Consider the following 15788-nt stretch of genomic DNA (forward strand, 5'->3'; position numbering starts at 1 on the left):
ATTCAGGATAGACGTAGCCGAGCAACCGCCTGCCATGCACTTTTCTGCTACCCAGAAGCTGCAGTTCGAGTTGCGCTCCCGACGCGACGGCGGCGAGTCGATCGCCCTGCCTGCCAAGGCGCGCTGGCGCGAGGGGACGCTGCTCTGGAGCGAGATCGTCTACTACACCGGCGAGCAGGCTGAAGCCCTGCGCTCCGCCGCCGAGCGGGTGCATCTGCTCGACGCCCTGCCGCCTGCGGTGGGCCTGCTCATCACCCCAGAATTCGAGGCTCACGGTCGCCAGCTCGCCCTCGACATCGATCAGCAGGGCTACGGCGGGCTGGTGCGCTTTGAAGATCTCGTCAGCGAGGACACCTACCTGCAGGTGGTGCTGGGGGAGGGGCTTTTTCCGCTTATCGTCCGCGAAGAAGAACTCAAGCACTTCTGGACAGAATTGACCCTGCGCTGTGAGAGGCACTTTCTGGCGGTGGCGAGCCAGCACGGCTGCTTTGGCTACTGGGAGTCGGATCTGGCCATCAGCCGCAGTACCGGAGAAAGATAGTTGAGTGCCCTCTACGAGCAGGCGAACCGCCGCCTCGAATCACTGCTCTGCCGTCCTGGCCCGATTCGACCGGCGATCGAAGGTGGGGCCGAACTGGTGACGGCGACGCGGGCTCTGCTCGACCGGCTGGGCGCTCCCGATCGGGCCTTTCGCTGCGTACTGGTGGGGGGCACCAGCGGCAAGGGTTCCGTCGCCGCCCTGCTCGCCGCTTACCTGCAGGCAGCAGGCGTGCGGGTGGGCCTGCACACTTCCCCTTACCTGCAGGTCGCCACCGAGAAAATCCAGATCGACGGCCTTTATATCCGAGGCGAAACCTTTGCCGAACTGGTCGATTGGATCTGGCCTGAACTAGATGGCTGGCGCGAACCGGGCAGCCTCCGTAAGCGCAGCGGAGCGGTCTCCCTGGTTCTCGCTGCCGAGGCGATGCGCCGCGCCGGTGTCGAGGTCGGCATCTTCGAGGTCGGTAGCGGTGGCCGCTTCGATCCGGTAAACGCCCTGACTGCCCAGGCGGTTGCCATCACGGGCGTCGGCCTCGATCACCTGGCCCTGCTGGGTCCGGCCCTCAAGGACATCGCCTGGCACAAGGCCGGACTGATCAAAAGCGCTGCCCCAGTCATCACCGCTGCCCACGGCCTGCCCCTCGCGGTGATCGAGCAGGAGGCCCAGCGTTGGGGAGCCACTATCCAGCAGGTTGCACCGGATAACCGACTGCTGGCCCAGGCGCTGTTTGCAGCCCTTCACTCCGGAGCGATTCCAGTCATCCCGCCCGAAGCGGGCAGGCTGCCTGGCCGTCTGGAGCCGATGGGCCTGCGGGCGCTGGTCTGGCTCGACGCCGCCCACAACAGCGAAAAACTCGCCTACCTGGCCCGTCAACTGCGGGGCCGCCCCACCGTTGCCCTCTTCGGTAGCCTCGCCGGTAAACCTGTCCGCCCGATGCTCAAGATCCTCTCGCGCCTGGCCCGCCAGTTGGTTCTCGCTCCCGTTACCGTCCAGGGTAAATTGTCCGCCGACCCGGCTCAGCTGGAATACGAAGCGCGCGGTCTTTTCGATACTGTCTACAGGGCCCCTTCCCCGGACGCGGCCCTTGCTCTTGCCCTGCACCTGCGCCAGCCGGAGCAGATCGTGCTGGCGACCGGATCGCTTTATCTGGTAGGTCAACTCCGTTCCCGCTGGTATCCGCCCGAGCGCGTTCTTCTTGCCCGGCACAGCTGGCCCGATGCCAGTGGTAATATCGAGGGGCGAGCGGGCAATTAGCTCAGTTGGTAGAGCGCCTCGTTTACACCGAGGATGCCGGGGGTTCGAGTCCCTCATTGCCCATGAACCTCAAACCTGCCTGTGAAGCAGGTTTTATTGTTTGAGGGAATATTAGTACTGTAGTCTATCGCGGAACATCCGTCCTCAGATTGATGCATATTGAGACGTATTTGAACGGATTAAAGCGTATTATTGGTATGGAATTGGTACGGAATTGACTTCCACGATGCGCAAAGCTGGGAAAGGAAGCGTGGTTATCGAAGCTGTGGAAGGTCGGCTCAGGCTGCGTTGGCAGGCGGGCGGCAAGCGCTATGCAATGGCTCTAGGACTGCCTGACGGTGTGGTCAATCGCAAAATGGCCCAGGTGAAAGCCGGGCAGATAGAGGGCGACATTGCCACGGGCAACTTCGATGCCACCCTTTCTAAATACCGTGCGCCCACAGCCACTGGTACGGCAAAGCGTACCAAAATCGTTTTGGCAGTCGAACTATTCGATCGCTTCACCGCGTACAAAGCAAAGTTCCTTGACCCGCGCACCATCGAGAACTACCTCGCTATCCGTAGCTTGCTCGTCCGGTTCTTTGGCGAGAAGCCAGCAGCAGACATCGACCAGGCGAGTGCAGAAAACTTTGCCCAGTGGCTTGTAGAACAGGCCGGGGTCGCTCCACGTACTGCTCGCGAGAAGCTTTGGCTTATTAAATCTGCCTGGAAGTGGGCGATGGAACCAATTCGAGGCATTGTGCAGGTCAATGTCTGGGCAGAACTGCCGGGCCGGGTGAAGGTACCTCCCAAGCAGCGCCCGCGCCCCTTTAGCAAAGAAGAGATGGCCCGGATTGTGGAGGGCTTCACGGCTTCTTCTTACTATGCGCACTACACCGACTACGTTCGCTTCTTGCTCGCGACCGGCGTGCGGACTGGTGAAGCGGTCGGCTTGCAGTGGAAGCACGTCGCTGCCGATTGCAGCTGGGCGTGGATCGGCGAATCGGTAAGCAAGGGAGTGCGCAAAGCCACCAAGACGGGCAAGGCCCGCGTTCTACCGATGACCGCTGCTCTGCAGGCGATACTTCTTTTGCGCAAAGGGGCCGGTGTCGAGCCCGAAGCGCTGGTCTTCCCGGCTCCAGGTGGCGGTCCCATCGACGCGAACAACTTCCACCGCCGCGCCTGGATGACCGTCCTGGGTAGCCTGGGCATTGACCCACGTCGGCCCTACAACTGCCGCCATAGCCTGGTGAGCAACGCTCTTGATATGGGCATGAGTCCGCTCGATGTGGCTGCTCTCACCGGCCACAACGTCCGGACGCTCTACACCTTCTACGCGGCGAACGTGAACAGCCGTCCCCGACTGCCGGAGCTGTAAGGGTCTCAGCAGCTTTTCAATAAGTGGTAAGGCAAGGGTCTAGTAGACCCTCATTTAGCCATTCTGCTGTTCAAGTGCCCAAAGGGCAAAATGTCTCAAATTGAACAGGCGTAAGGGTTTGAGCAGTTTTTCTTTAGAGAAAGGAAGCAAGAAAGTGACGGACTGGCAGTCCGTCACTTTGCTATTTTGCAGTTCAAACACCCGAGGCGCAAAAGCCTCAAATCAAGCAGGTGCAAGGATCTCAGCTTGCAGAGTAAAAAGCGGCGCATTACTCTTCTCAGTCCGAATAGGCCAAAAATAGGCAACATTTAAGTAACGTATTGGATTTATTGCTTCTACGAAACTACCACTGAGAAAGGTTTTTAGCGATTCAATTGCGCAAAACTCGAAGTAGTTTTTAAGCAGAATTTAGGAAGGCAGCGATATTTTAGTTTTTCTAGAACCTGCTCAGGGCAAATAATTGACCCGATTCTTTGAGTTGATACTGCTTTGTAGACAATGCCCTAGCGCGCGATATCGTGAGCCAATTAGTAACTTCTTCAATATTTAGCTATTTGAGTGTTGATTTCTGACAGGATCTGCCTTAAAGTCGGAATAGAAGGGGAAAAATAAGCTCAAATCAATAGATAAGAGCTGCGATAAGCGAGTTTAAGCCAGGAGGCTCAAATTGAACGCGGATTTCTTGCCCGGCGAACGGGCAGCGGACGCTATTGGCCTGCCACACCGCCAGCTAAAGCAATTTCGGCTGGAAGGGAAATTTCTTCCGGGTATTCACTACGTTGCTTTGAGCCGAAAAGCAATTCTCTACTGCGTGCCTTTGATTCGGGACTGGATCGCCAACCAAAACGACCCAGAAGCCCACCAGCGGGCAATAGAGGTCTACCGCAGCGCCCTGCTCGGCAATCAAAAGCGCCCGGTTGGAAGACCGAGAAAAGTCAGTGCCTAAGAAAAGCCCGCCGGGTTCGTCACCCGGCGGGCTTTGAAGTTCAAAACTCTACAGAGATGATAACCGTGCCGCCTTCAATCCGCCGCCGTCCTCGATACCGCCCAGCGCCGCCACTGCCGCCATATCTTGATCGGCTTCTGAATCTTCCCTGGACTGTCGCCAACTCGCTCGCCGTAGACCGGTGGCTTGCCTACGTCGCCGCTGAGGGCTTCGAGGGGGGTGTGCGGTGACTCTTCGTTCTGGCCCCGATCGCCCCTGTCCTATTTGCGCCGATATCGAGCCTCGCGGGCGCTGCCTGCTCGCGGGCGACGGCAGCGTCACCTGTATCCACGGTGAGCAGTATCGGACCTCGCCGCCAGACGGTTGGCGCTGGGTCAAGTCTGCTCAGCAAGGAATGGGGGGCATCTTCGCCCCGACAACTGGCCAAAATGGCCACAGAGCGCCAGCCAACAGCCGCCGTGTCGTCGCCACCCACGTCTACGAGGACACTGAGGGCAAGCCCGCCTATCGTGTTTGCCGGACAGACCCAAAGGGCTTCTTCCAGCAGCGATACGCTGGCGGTACCTGGCAGAACGGTATGGCCGGTGTCGATCGTATCCCCTACCGCTTGCCGGAGGTGATCGCCGCTGATCTGGTCGTCGTGGTCGAAGGCGAGAAAGACGTAGACCGCGCCTATGCCTCCGGCCTGATCGATCTCCTATCGGAGCAGACCGGCCTGAAAGTCGCTGCTACCTGCAACGCCCAGGGGGCCGGGAAGTGGGGAGCTGGCTGGGGGGTGAAGTACTTTGCAGGCAAACAGGTCGTAATTCTGCCAGATAACGACGAGCCGGGCCAGCAACACGCCCGCCAGGTCGTGGCCGATCTCACCGGTCACGCTCAGGCGGTCGCCGCGCTCAACCTGCCTGGCCTGCCGCCGAAGGGCGATCTGTCCGACTGGCTCGATTCTGGCCGGACGGCCCCGGAAGTGGCAGCGCTGATCGTCGCTGCGCTGGAACACCCCGAGCGCGAGCAGCAAAGCAGGCCATCCGCTTCCGCCTTCAGCCTTGCCGACGCCCTTGATACTGGCGAGTACACGCCGCCTCACGAGGAAGCGATCGTCGAGCGAGTGCTTCTGGCTCGATCGGTGACGATCCTCAACGGCCCGCCGAAAGTCTTCAAGACCTGCGTCGCTACCTATTTGGCCGCCTGCATTTCCAAGGGAGAGCCGTTCTACGGCCTCGCCACCAGGCAGGCCCGCGTCCTTTACGTGGCAGCGGATGTCGATCACGCCCGGATGCAACGCCAGCTGGACGTGATCGATCCTTTCTGGCGGCAGCGCAAGCAGATCAGCCTGCCGATCCTGGAGAAGCTTCCAGCGAAGCGGCTGCGGCTGCCGATGGACGGCGAAATTCTGGCAGATCTACTGAGAGCATCAAGGGCCTCGGTTCTCGTCCTGGACACTTTCCGGCGAGTGGTGCAGGACGGCCTCGACCCGGACAAGAACAAGGATATATCGATGTTCATGGGCTGGCTGGTTGCCTTCGCCCAGCAGCACGGCGTCGCCATCTTGCTCATCAACCACACCAACAAAGGTGGTAGGCGGGTGAGCGGCGCGGGTGCCTTCGAGTCTGACTGCCAGATCGAGGTGCTGCTCAACCGGGTGCGCGAGAAGGACGCTCCTCGTCGGCAGTTTCTCTGGTTGCGGCCTGGGGTTACTCGCGTCCGTGAGTTCGAGCCCATCTTCCTGATACCGCCGGTGCCCCGCGAGGACGACGACGGCCATGCACCGCCTGCCGCACCACTTCAGGAGCTGGGGGCAGTTGGCCGGGTGGCGATCGTCAACCCCTATGACGACGACGGCGAAGGGCAGCAGGGCACCCTCGCAGGTAAAGCGCTCGAACTGCTCAAAGAGCGGCCTGGCCACTGGTTCTTTACTCGTCAGGTTGCTGAGGCGCTTGACGTCGCTGATAATCACGCTCGCAAAGAACTGGGTAAGCTCCTCAGCGCGGGACTTATCGAGAGGCAAGGTGGGGCTACCACTCCGGCTCAATGGCGCGCACCTGCACTCGCACCTTCTGAAATAGGGGTGCGAGGTGCGGGTATTGAGTCCCTTCGTATCAATACCCGCACCTCGCACCCTCAAATTACAGAGTGCGAGCAAGTAGATAAACGAGCTGCAGTTGCCCAGCGCGAGGGATCCTGCCTTCGACACCGTGCCACCGGCAGAATCTGGCGAATTGCCAGAGTCACCTTAGAGGAAGTCCACCTGATTGCGGACGATACTGGTGAGCCCTGGCCGGGCGGCGCAATTGAACTTGCCGCGTTATCTCAGTTCGACGTGTTGGAGGTGCAGCATGAACAACCAGCAGCAGCTCAAAGCTGAAATCCGAGCTGTTATCCAGCACTTGGGACTCAACCCCGTTGAGGTGCGGCAGATCATCCACCGCTTGGGCCTACCTGCCGACAGGAGCCGACACACCCGCAAAGACTGCGCCCGGTTGCTTGCCGTTCTTCAGGTCTGCCGGCACTCTCAAGTTCCACAGTCGGCCAATTCTCCCAGGCCACCTGCCAGCCCACCGCCGCCACCATCCCACAATGACGAACCGGCGGCCCTCGATGCCGAGCTAGCCATCGAACTTGCCGATCGCCGCTATTTCCAGGCCAACCCGACACTCATGCGCCTCCTTCGCCGCCCTTACCCTTGCGAGCGCTGCTGCGAGCGTTGCACAGATGTTCTGCGCGAGCGCCGGGCGGACGGCACCCTCGCCAAACATGTGTTTCACCAGCTGCAGGAACCGAGATGAACCCCACCCCAGACATTGAACTGGCCGACCGGCAACTGTTCGACACCTTTCCCAACATCAGCCACCTCATCAAACCCTCACCTCACTCAGACGAGCCGCCTGCTCCCGCGCCCGAGGTGGCTGGACGCGGCTTCATTGTCGTTGAGCGCCTATCAGATGGCTCCCTGCACGCCTTCGCTGTAGCGTCCCCCCTGGACTGCCTGCAGGGACATCAGCCGCTTGCCGACATAGATCGCGAGTGGCTCACCTGCTACCTGCTGCGTCAGGCCCGCCAGGCTTCCACCACCAGCAAGCGCGCTCATCGTCGAGGCGATCTTGACCAGGCCCACCAGCTGGCTACCCTGGCCCGGCAACTCTGGCGCTGTGCTGTCACCTTGAGGAACACCCCATGACTCTCATCAAACCTGACCCCATTTACGATCGCTTCCCACCCCGCAAAGAGGTGGTTACTCCTAGTGGCATCGTCGCCACTGTCGTCGGCCACCGCTACAACCTCCGGGGACTGGTAGACCTCATCCTGGTCGAACTGCCGGACTCTGCCAGTAGCCCTACGGGTGGCTCTCGCACCTGGTTTAAACCAACTAACCTTACTCCTGCACTCACCCCAGTTAGAAAGCCCGTCACCAAATGGCGGTGATTTGGCGGCAAAAATGGCGGCCCTCGCCAGGCCAAGCTGAACACATACCCTCTCAATGGAGATATCTATCATGACAAACTTCAGTAATCTACCGCCTCAGGACAGCTCAACGTCCTATAGAACCTGGTGTCTTTTCCATGCCCACGAAATGCGCAAGGCAGTAGAGCGCATTCAGCAGATTCTTTCTGACTACTCGTCGAACAGTCAATTCGTCCCGCCTGCAGGAACGGATCTGAATAACCTGTTGACCAACTGCAGTACGTTGCACAGTTTCACAGACCAGGTTATTCAGAGGTTCAACGGTTAACGATGAGCCGCCCTCCCATAGATCCGCAATTGCTCGCTATCATCCGTGGCGAGTACGAGTCCGGCAACTTCAGCTATGCCCAGCTTGCTCAGGCGCATGGCATCGGAGCGCGGACGATCGAGCGCTACGCTCGCAGAGGAGGATGGGCGAATACAAAGCAGCGATTGCGCGGTGAGGTGGCAACTCGTCTCACCGAAGCGCTGGATAGTCGGGCTGTCCAGCGGGCCGTAGACGATGCCCTCGACGGGCTCGCGCTGCATGATCAGTTGCTCGCCACCCTCCTGCCGCATCTGGAAGCAGCAAAGCCCAAGAGTCTGGAAGGATTGACCGCATCCATCTTGCAGGTTCTAGGCAGTCGAGAAGCGCTCCTCGAAGGCAGGAAGAACACCAGCCAGGGCGAGCAGCCCGGTCTTGAGCTGGTACTGATAACGCCACCTACCCGTTCTGAGAACGAGGATGGTGCGACGCAGAACGAGAACGACGAAAACGACAAAGATGAGGCGGCAGCATGAAGCGCATCGAGCTACTCGCTCACCAGATGGAATTCTGCGCAGACATGAGCAGCCCTTACATCGCGATGTGCGCGGGCTTTGGTTCGGGCAAGACCCGCGCCTTCGCCATCAAGCACATCCTGCTTGCCAGTCGCAACGTCGGGTACATAGGAGCAGCCCTTACACCGACTGCTGCAATGGCTCGGGATCTGGTGCAGCCAACCCTGGAAGAGCTGCTGGAACTGGCCGGTATCGACTTCAAATATCGTGCGTCGCCCCTGCCTGAGTACGTTCTGTACTTCCCCAATGGCAAATCCAAGTTGCTCGTGCGGTCCTTTGAGAACTGGCGGCGCTTGCGCGGTCTCAACCTTGCCTGGTTCGGAGTAGATGAGGCAGACACCGTTAACGCGGATGTTGCCGATGCTGCCTGGAAGACGATGATAAGCCGGGTGCGCGTCGGCCCCGTGCGTCAGTGCTTCGCCACCAGTACCCCCGAGGGCTTCAGGTGGATGTGGCGCACCTTCGAGCGCGACGCCCGCAATCCGGACGGTTCTCCCAGAACAGACCGGCGGCTGGTGAGGGGTCGCACCTACGACAATCCCTTCCTGCCTGCGAGCTATATCGAATCGCTGGAGCAGAACTATCCACCGGCGCTCATCAAGGCATACCTCGAAGGCCAATTCGTCAACCTGACCAGCGGACAGGTCTACAACGCCTTCGATCGCAAGCTCAATCACTGCCCGAGCCAGCTTCGACTGAACGACCGCCTGCACATCGGAGTGGATTTCAACGTTGGGGCCACCTCGGCCATCGTGCATATCGTCATCGGCCTGGATGATGGCCGGTGGGTAGGCTACCGACCACAGACCAACAGAGAAGCACTCTCAACAAAGTGGGAGCAGGCCCATGCGGTGGCAGAATTTCAGGGGATGACCGACACACCAGCGCTGATAGCCGCGATCAAACAGCGCTTTGGTACTTACCTGACGGGCCGGCAGATAGTTTGCTACCCGGACGCTGCAGGAAACCATACCGACGCGACCAACGCCAGCGAGTCGAGTCTTTCGCTTCTGCGGCAGGCGGGGCTCATGGTGGATGGCCCATCGGCCAACCCGCTCATCAAAGACCGAGTGACAGCGATGAATGCGATGTTCCTCAATGGCCAGGGCATCCGGAGGTACTACGTCAATTCTCAAGCATGTCCGCTCTACGTCGAAGCTCTTGAGCAACAGGCATACGACCCGAAGACGGGCAAGCCGGATAAGCAGAACGGCCACGATAACCGGGGAATCGATGCCGCCGGTTATTTCATCAGCTACCGATATGAGGCGCGAGAGAGAAAAATGCATTCAGTTTCTTTATCACTAGTGCATGGAAGGAGATAAAAGTATGGCAGAATACAGCATCTATCTCAAACTGCAGACCAGCGAGTACGCCGGAGCGGTCGGCGCGGCAACTCGGCAGCTGTCGGGTCTGAACGATGCGGCCACAAGGGCGGCAACAGGGCTGGACGACAACACTGCTGCAGCCAGAGCGCGCACTCAAGCAGCACTTGGCACCGTTGCTTCTCTCAAGCAGGAGATCGCCGCCCTCAAAGAGCAGCAGTCCGGGCTGCAGGCGGGCTCTACTGCCCTCAAAGAGAACCAGGCGCAGATCCGGGCTTTGACCGCTGCACTCAATCCGCTCCAGACCGAAGAAAGGACGGTGGCGGCAGCGGCAAAAGAAGCGGCAGCTGCACAGAAAGAAGCGGCCAGGGTAACGGCTGAAGCCATCCGCTCACGAGCGGTTGAGGCGCGGGCAGCAGCACAGGCAGAAAAAGAACGGCAGGCAGCAGAGAAGCTCGCTGCCCAGACGGCGCAGGGGACCGTCGGTGCCATCAGGGCCGAAATCGCCGCCCTCAAAGAGCAGTCGCTCACCCTGCAGGCCGGTTCTGTCGAACTGAGGCGTTACCAGCGGCAGATCCAGGAACTGAATGCTTTGATCGCCCCTCTCAAATCCAATGTGGGCGCTCTTGAGGCGGTGTTTGCGGGCCTGGGTGGCTACATCGGTCTTTTGGGAGTCGGCCAGGCTGCCGCCACCCTCCTGCAACTCGGAGAAGCCCAGACCAAGGCCGTCGCTGTCCTCTCGACAGTCAGCGACGACGCAGACGAGCTGCGCTCCCGCTTTGAAGCGCTCAACATCCAGCAAGGCGATCTGTTCACGACGACCGAAAGCCTGACGGCGGCTTACGAGGCAGTCTCTGCCGGATTCTCCAGCGCCGCAGATGCAGCGAAGATCACAGCAAGCGCTCAGCTTCTGGCGAAAGGCGGTCTGGGTGGCAGTGCTGAGGCGGTGGGGCTGCTCTCGACCGTCCTCAATGCCTACGGATTGAATGCCGACAGCGCCGCCAAAGTCACGGACATCCTCGCCGGGGCCATCGCCTTCGGACAATTGAAGGCGAAAGACCTCTCCGCCAGCCTCGGCAACGTTATCCCGATTGCCGCCCAGTCTGGCATCAAAGTTGAAGAACTGTCAGCGGCGATCGCCATCCTCTCGAAAGGGGGTGTCAACGCCTCGCGCTCGACCGACGCCCTACGCCAGGCAATCGCTGCTCTTCTGGCTCCTGGCCCCCAGGCAAGCAAAGTGCTGGCTGAGCTTGGACTGCAGAACATCGATCTGACTCTCAAAAACAAGGGGCTGGCCGCCGCCTTCGATGAGCTGTCGAAAGCGACCGGCAACAATGTCAAGGAACTGCGCCAGATCATCCCCGATGTCACCGCCTTGACCGGCATCTTGCCGCTCGTCACCGATCGAGGCAAGGAACTCAAAGAAGTAACAAAGGAATTGGGCAGCACCACCGGCACAGCTGCCGAGCAGGCCAGGAGGGGCGCGACCACCTTCGAGCAGTTCGGCACTGCCGCGAGCAACGCCGCCACCCGCATCGGCAGGTCTATAGAATCGCAGCTCAACGGACCGCTGGGAGCAGCAATCAGGCTGCTCGATGACTTCGTAGCCCGCGAAGCCGGCCTTGAGAAACTGCAGGAACTCAGAAAGCTCAATCCCGGTATTCAGATAGCTGGTGATGATGTGCGCTCGCTGGCCCTGCCCCCGCCACGCCCAGATGTACTGAAACAAGACCTCGAAAGTCAGGAAGCTTTCGCAGGCGCTCTGCTTAGCACCCCAAAAACTGAACAGTTGAAAAACACCCTGAGCCAGCTCAAGGATGTCAAGGCCACTCTCGACGGCATCAAGAACGGGAAGTATCCGGCGGACGCTGAAGTAGTCAAGTACTTTCAGCACGAGGCGAGCGGACTCAAGAAGTATGCTGACCTTCTCAGGGCTGAGATTGATCTAGACAAGCTTGGCAAAGGAGGTGGTGCGCAGGGTTTTGCTGCTGGTACCGTTGGGGCAATACGAGACAAAATCTCAGACCTGCGCAAAGAAGTTGCAGGACTGGCCCCCGGCTCAGAGAAGTGGAAGAAGGATCTTGCGAACATTCATAGGCTCGAAGCGTCGATCGCAGACCCTTTTACTGCCCAGCTCAAAGAGCAGAACAAGGAGTTGCGGGAGCGCGAGGCGGTCACAAAACGCCTTGCCAGAGAGCAGGAAGCGCTGAATGCTCAGCTCCGCCAGGCGCTCTTCGGCGGCGTGCCGACCCAGGGTGTCTCTGCCCTAAGAACCTACGATGTGACCCAGGCTGGGGTGGCGAGCGCCGCCTTCGGACCGTCGGACCCCCAAAACAACAACTTCGCAGATGCGCTGCGCAACACCGCGCTCCAGCGACAGGACGACCTCGAAGCGGCCAAAGAGACTTTGAAGACCTTTGAGCGGTTGCGCGACACCTTTGCGGAGGACACCGCTACTCTGCAGGGCTTCAAGTCAGAGCTCTATGCCCTCTACGACCCGCTCGCAAAGCTCGACGAAAAGCAGGACACTGCGGAGGCCCGCGCCAAGGAACTGAAGGCGACCGCCCAGGGTATCGCGAGTAGCTTGCTCGGAAGCAGTCAGAGCATCGCCGGTGGCCTGACCAGCATCTTCCAGACTTTCGAGAATGCCGCACTCTCTGCCCTCACCAAGGTAGAGCAGAAGCTCATCGGCGGACCTCTGGAGAACTTCATCGAGAGTCTTTTGGGGCCACTGTTCGGTGTCGGCGGTGGACTGAACCTGTCCGGCGTGGGCATCGACCTGGGCGGCGGCGCGGCGGCGGGCAGTCTGTTCCCGACGGCAACCGGCATTGATGTGAGCGGCGCAGGCTTTGCTGACATCGCCGGACTGAAAGCCGCAACGGGTTTTGCCATCCCAGCGGATCTGGCCGTACCCCACTACGCCAGCGGGGCGATGGGCATTGACCAGCCCACTCTTGCCATCGTTGGCGAAGGCGGCGAGCCCGAGGATATTGTCCCTCACAGCAAGCGCCTCGGCTACGCTCAATCGTTGCTCGGCGGCGGGGGACGACTGGCCGGGACCGGCGGGGCCACTGTCCAGGTTTTCAACATCAACATCGCTGGAGACGACAACAGCCAGCACAACGAGGCCCACGGCCTCAGCGCCCAGGAGTTCGTGAAGCAGATTCAGGAGCAGCACATGGCGGTGGCTTCAGCCAACATCTATGCCGCTCGCAAAAGTGACAAGATCCGCCAGGCTCTGGCGGGCACACAGACACGGGCCTAACCGTGGTTGAACTTACATAAGGAAAACAAATCCATGTCTCAAATTAACGACCTGATCCAGAAGCACGGTACTGCTTCCAGCATCGTCACCGTCACCGGTGAAGCGTTCAATCCTTACGCCGCCGCATCCGTTGACCAGATTGCTCAGGCAGTCCTCGAAGCGGAGAACCCGGCTCTGGCAGTGGCCCTGCAGCAGCTGGCCGACCCGACCAGTAACCCCTACTCACAGGCCGGGTGGAATCCTGCCGCTCAGCGTGCTCTCGAACAGGCCAATCCCCAGAAAGCTGTCGCGCTTTTCAAGGGTGCTGGGGAAAAAGCGGACCCGTTTCCTGCCGAGGATACAGCCCGGCAACATCGCCTCAGCCAGGAGCACCCGGAAATCTACAAAGCCCTCAAATCAGAACACGAACTGCGCACGGGCAATCCCTGGCTACCAGAAAGCAACAACCTCACCCATCAGGCGATGATTGAAAGCCAGAACCCCGAGCGGGCGCAGCAGTTGAAGAAGCAAGCCGAGCGCACCATCCTGGATAGGCAGGTAGCAGCTATCCACGAGCAGCAGGCCAAACAGAATGCAGAGGCGGAGGCGCAGATACGGAGGCTGCAGAACAGGTAGGGTAAGAGTCCAGGGGGGATAGGGCAGACCAGAGAAGCAGGCGGGACAAGTTGCCCCGCCTTTTGTGTTTATCAGGAGGCTGCGCATAACTGGGTCATCGACAACCAACTTGCGCGAAGAAATCTTGCCCCCGACCAGGCCCGATTGCTTCGAGGGCTGAGGTATCTGGCGGAGAAAGAGGCGGAGGGGAGGCCCGAAAAACGTGCTCAACTTGAGCACGTTTCTGAGCCACAAAGGACCGCAGAAAGATTGGCTGATCAGATGGGCGTGTCGCGCTCAACTGTAGAACGCGATGGAGCTTACGCCAAGGCCGTGACGGCTATTGCTGAGGCGACTGGCAGTACACCCATGGAGCGCTCTACTGCTGGCCGTTCTGCTCGCCGCGCTGCTGGAGGATGTCGAGTATCCGCCGGTTCTCCGTCTGCAGCCCCCGGATGTAACCGGAGTTCTCATCGACTCGCACTACTAAGGCGTCGAAACGCTCGATAAGGTCGTCAGCCACATCGACCAGGCCAGCAATGGCATTGACTGCCATATTGTTTGCCTGAGCAACCTGGACCGTTAGATCTGCGATCGCCCGGCTGTTGGCCTCTGTTTGCTCTGTCAGTCGGTCGATGCGCCTGTCGGTCGCCGCTTGCTGCCGAATGAGCACTTCGAGGGCGGTCTCGATGCGATCGAGCCTGCTGCCCTCTCCAGAATCTCTCTGTCCGTTGCCGGCGGTCATCCCTGCCCTCCCTGGTCCTCAGCCGCCTGGGATTCTTCAATGCGGTACAGATCAACTGGGGCGCACCGGAGCGCCTTGCACAACCGGTCAAGCCGGACGAACCATTCAAGGCCACTACGCCCGGTTTCCCAGTTGGCGATCGTTGCCTCTGTGACTCCCACAAGATCGGCGAGCTGTCGCTGGGTCAAATTTGCGCCCTTCCGCAGCTCGGCAACATTCGACATCGGTAGCATCCCCATGATTTCTTATATCAAGATTCTAGCCTAAAATTCTTTGCCTAAAATGCTTGACACCCTAAAGAATTTTAGGGAGAATAGGTATGTAAAGAGAGCGGCCCGGACGGCAATCAGGAACCGCTCTCCAACCCCGAAAGGAGTCATCTATGATGATCGCACAGTCCAACAGCCCGTACACCATCGCCGCTGCAGCGCGGATACTCGGTGTTGCGGCCACTGCCATCCGCGAGGTGCGCGGAGCCTTTAACTGTCTGCTGGTGGTCTTTCGTCACCAGCGCGCCCAGTTTGTGAGCACCGCCGCTTTCCTGGCCGACTTTGAGACTCAGCCCATCGTCAACGCCGCCAAGCTCCCCGGCGAGGTCCATCCTCAAGGCAACAACGCCTACCTCATCCGGGGAAGCAAGGGCGACCTCTACGCCGTAGATCTGAATGCCGGTTCCTGCGACTGTGCGGACCACATCTTCCGAGGCCGCCGGTGCAAACACATCGTTCTCGCCGCTGCCTACGCCGCCGTCGAAGCGGTCGGAGTGGACGAGCTGGCCACCGCACCCGCCAGCCGGTAGGGGAGGACAGACATGCAACCGCAATTCATCAAGCTGGGCGAGCGCATCGTCAACCTCTCCCACGTCGTCAGCATCGACTTCTACACCGGCAACAAAGGCAATCTGCAGGCTGAGGTCTTGACCACAGGATTTTGGATTATTGGAGGCAAAAACTACGAGCCGAACAAACTGATCTTCGACGGAGCAGAGGCCAAGGCTCTGAGCCTCTACTTCGATTCAGAGATAGCGCCTGCGAGCTTTATGGTCGATATCACCCATCTAGCCGACTTGCACGCCGAGCAAGAGCAGGAAGCTTATCAGCATCTGCGGCAGAAGGCCCGCCAGCTTTTCGGACGCGACCCCGAAGAGGAGGGCAAGGACGTATGAACTCCCTCCACCCCGAGCCGCTGGTGAGCCGCTACAGCCTCACCGTCACCTACGCTGATTGTCCCAGCACTCCCATCGTCCAGTTGCTCACAGGCCACGCTCTGGCCCGGCAACTGCCCTGGCTTGCGACCTTTGTCGGCACTCTGTTCTATGCGGATGTGACCGTCGATCTCACCCGCTACCAGATCGAGCCGGTGATCGATGCTGACGAGGAGCGGCCCGTCACCCCCCGGCCTGCACGCCCTCTCGCCGCTGTCCGCTAACCGCCACAGCGCTTTTGCCGGAGTAGCGCCCGGCACCGATTCAGGAAATACAGCC

General features: G+C 59.9%; 17 protein-coding genes and 1 tRNA gene. 16 read left to right on the forward strand and 2 right to left on the reverse strand.

The window, feature by feature from the left end:
- Positions 1-34 precede the first annotated feature (34 nt).
- The 13 genes from GKIL_RS01820 to GKIL_RS01885 all read left to right on the forward strand — a co-directional run bounded on the left by GKIL_RS01820 (position 35) and on the right by GKIL_RS01885 (position 13581).
- Entirely contained in the window at positions 35-541 is a 507-nt protein-coding gene (locus GKIL_RS01820; protein WP_023171647.1) for a hypothetical protein, read from the forward strand.
- Positions 542-1795, forward strand: a complete 1254-nt coding sequence (locus GKIL_RS23200) for a bifunctional folylpolyglutamate synthase/dihydrofolate synthase (protein ID WP_023171648.1) — start codon at positions 542-544, stop codon at positions 1793-1795.
- Positions 1786-1858: transfer RNA gene (locus GKIL_RS01835), tRNA-Val, on the forward strand. The genes GKIL_RS23200 and GKIL_RS01835 overlap by 10 nt, the downstream gene beginning before the upstream one ends.
- Before the next feature lie 187 nt (positions 1859-2045).
- Positions 2046-3152: a tyrosine-type recombinase/integrase gene (locus GKIL_RS01840; RefSeq protein WP_223173799.1), complete on the forward strand. Its 1107-nt coding sequence runs from the start codon at positions 2046-2048 to the stop codon at positions 3150-3152.
- 667 nt (positions 3153-3819) lie between these two features.
- Entirely contained in the window at positions 3820-4098 is a 279-nt protein-coding gene (locus tag GKIL_RS01845) for a hypothetical protein (RefSeq protein ID WP_023171650.1), read from the forward strand.
- Between the two features lie 226 nt (positions 4099-4324).
- A complete protein-coding gene (locus tag GKIL_RS22095) occupies positions 4325-6460 on the forward strand; it encodes an AAA family ATPase (RefSeq protein WP_144080292.1) in 2136 nt (711 codons plus the stop codon).
- Positions 6432-6881, forward strand: a complete 450-nt coding sequence (locus tag GKIL_RS01855; RefSeq protein ID WP_023171652.1) for a hypothetical protein — start codon at positions 6432-6434, stop codon at positions 6879-6881. The genes GKIL_RS22095 and GKIL_RS01855 overlap by 29 nt, the downstream gene beginning before the upstream one ends.
- Complete coding sequence (locus tag GKIL_RS01860) at positions 6878-7273, forward strand: hypothetical protein (protein ID WP_023171654.1); 396 nt, start codon at positions 6878-6880, stop codon at positions 7271-7273. Before GKIL_RS01855 ends, GKIL_RS01860 begins: the two co-directional genes overlap by 4 nt.
- Entirely contained in the window at positions 7270-7518 is a 249-nt protein-coding gene (locus GKIL_RS24435; RefSeq protein WP_023171655.1) for a hypothetical protein, read from the forward strand. The genes GKIL_RS01860 and GKIL_RS24435 overlap by 4 nt, the downstream gene beginning before the upstream one ends.
- Before the next feature lie 309 nt (positions 7519-7827).
- The gene (locus GKIL_RS01870; protein WP_023171657.1) at positions 7828-8337 is read left to right on the forward strand and encodes a hypothetical protein; all 510 of its coding nucleotides are present in this window, start codon (positions 7828-7830) and stop codon (positions 8335-8337) included.
- Positions 8334-9701, forward strand: a complete 1368-nt coding sequence (locus GKIL_RS01875; RefSeq protein WP_023171658.1) for a phage terminase large subunit — start codon at positions 8334-8336, stop codon at positions 9699-9701. The genes GKIL_RS01870 and GKIL_RS01875 overlap by 4 nt, the downstream gene beginning before the upstream one ends.
- 4 nt (positions 9702-9705) lie before the next feature.
- The gene (locus tag GKIL_RS22100; protein ID WP_023171659.1) at positions 9706-12966 is read left to right on the forward strand and encodes a phage tail tape measure protein; all 3261 of its coding nucleotides are present in this window, start codon (positions 9706-9708) and stop codon (positions 12964-12966) included.
- A 33-nt stretch (positions 12967-12999) separates the two neighbouring features.
- Positions 13000-13581, forward strand: coding sequence for a hypothetical protein (locus GKIL_RS01885; protein ID WP_023171660.1), 582 nt, complete (start codon positions 13000-13002; stop codon positions 13579-13581).
- A 358-nt stretch (positions 13582-13939) separates the two neighbouring features.
- Here the strand turns inward: GKIL_RS01885 and GKIL_RS01890 are convergent, their stop codons facing one another.
- Together GKIL_RS01890 and GKIL_RS25820 are read right to left on the reverse strand one after the other, a co-directional pair.
- Positions 13940-14305: a hypothetical protein gene (locus GKIL_RS01890; protein ID WP_023171662.1), complete on the reverse strand. Its 366-nt coding sequence runs from the start codon at positions 14303-14305 to the stop codon at positions 13940-13942.
- Positions 14302-14544 (reverse strand): helix-turn-helix transcriptional regulator, encoded by a 243-nt coding sequence (locus tag GKIL_RS25820; RefSeq protein WP_041243658.1) that lies wholly within the window; start codon positions 14542-14544, stop codon positions 14302-14304. The genes GKIL_RS01890 and GKIL_RS25820 overlap by 4 nt, the downstream gene beginning before the upstream one ends.
- Positions 14545-14687: 143 nt before the next feature.
- Here GKIL_RS25820 and GKIL_RS01900 point away from each other — a divergent pair, with 143 nt between their 5' ends.
- From GKIL_RS01900 to GKIL_RS01910, 3 genes are read left to right on the forward strand one after another with little or no spacing between them, the layout of a single operon-like run.
- Positions 14688-15104: an SWIM zinc finger family protein gene (locus tag GKIL_RS01900; protein ID WP_023171664.1), complete on the forward strand. Its 417-nt coding sequence runs from the start codon at positions 14688-14690 to the stop codon at positions 15102-15104.
- A 12-nt stretch (positions 15105-15116) separates the two neighbouring features.
- Positions 15117-15470 (forward strand): hypothetical protein, encoded by a 354-nt coding sequence (locus GKIL_RS01905; RefSeq protein ID WP_023171665.1) that lies wholly within the window; start codon positions 15117-15119, stop codon positions 15468-15470.
- A complete protein-coding gene (locus GKIL_RS01910; protein WP_023171666.1) occupies positions 15467-15733 on the forward strand; it encodes a hypothetical protein in 267 nt (88 codons plus the stop codon). The genes GKIL_RS01905 and GKIL_RS01910 overlap by 4 nt, the downstream gene beginning before the upstream one ends.
- The last annotated feature ends 55 nt before the right edge of the window (positions 15734-15788 follow it).

Origin of the sequence: Gloeobacter kilaueensis JS1 (assembly GCF_000484535.1) — a bacterium.
Taxonomy (GTDB): Bacteria; Cyanobacteriota; Cyanobacteriia; order Gloeobacterales; family Gloeobacteraceae; genus Gloeobacter; species Gloeobacter kilaueensis.

Bases quoted from the DNA above. Each gene is read 5' to 3' on its own strand.
- GKIL_RS25820 (WP_041243658.1), bottom strand. From the start codon at position 14,544: ATGGGGATGCTACCGATGTCGAATGTTGCCGAGCTGCGGAAGGGCGCA.
- GKIL_RS01900 (WP_023171664.1), top strand. From the start codon at position 14,688: ATGATGATCGCACAGTCCAACAGCCCGTACACCATCGCCGCTGCAGCG.
- GKIL_RS01890 (WP_023171662.1), bottom strand. From the start codon at position 14,305: ATGACCGCCGGCAACGGACAGAGAGATTCTGGAGAGGGCAGCAGGCTC.
- GKIL_RS01870 (WP_023171657.1), top strand. From the start codon at position 7,828: ATGAGCCGCCCTCCCATAGATCCGCAATTGCTCGCTATCATCCGTGGC.
- GKIL_RS01860 (WP_023171654.1), top strand. From the start codon at position 6,878: ATGAACCCCACCCCAGACATTGAACTGGCCGACCGGCAACTGTTCGAC.
- GKIL_RS01855 (WP_023171652.1), top strand. From the start codon at position 6,432: ATGAACAACCAGCAGCAGCTCAAAGCTGAAATCCGAGCTGTTATCCAG.
- GKIL_RS01905 (WP_023171665.1), top strand. From the start codon at position 15,117: ATGCAACCGCAATTCATCAAGCTGGGCGAGCGCATCGTCAACCTCTCC.
- GKIL_RS01885 (WP_023171660.1), top strand. From the start codon at position 13,000: ATGTCTCAAATTAACGACCTGATCCAGAAGCACGGTACTGCTTCCAGC.
- GKIL_RS22100 (WP_023171659.1), top strand. From the start codon at position 9,706: ATGGCAGAATACAGCATCTATCTCAAACTGCAGACCAGCGAGTACGCC.
- GKIL_RS24435 (WP_023171655.1), top strand. From the start codon at position 7,270: ATGACTCTCATCAAACCTGACCCCATTTACGATCGCTTCCCACCCCGC.
- GKIL_RS01820 (WP_023171647.1), top strand. From the start codon at position 35: ATGCACTTTTCTGCTACCCAGAAGCTGCAGTTCGAGTTGCGCTCCCGA.
- GKIL_RS01910 (WP_023171666.1), top strand. From the start codon at position 15,467: ATGAACTCCCTCCACCCCGAGCCGCTGGTGAGCCGCTACAGCCTCACC.
- GKIL_RS01875 (WP_023171658.1), top strand. From the start codon at position 8,334: ATGAAGCGCATCGAGCTACTCGCTCACCAGATGGAATTCTGCGCAGAC.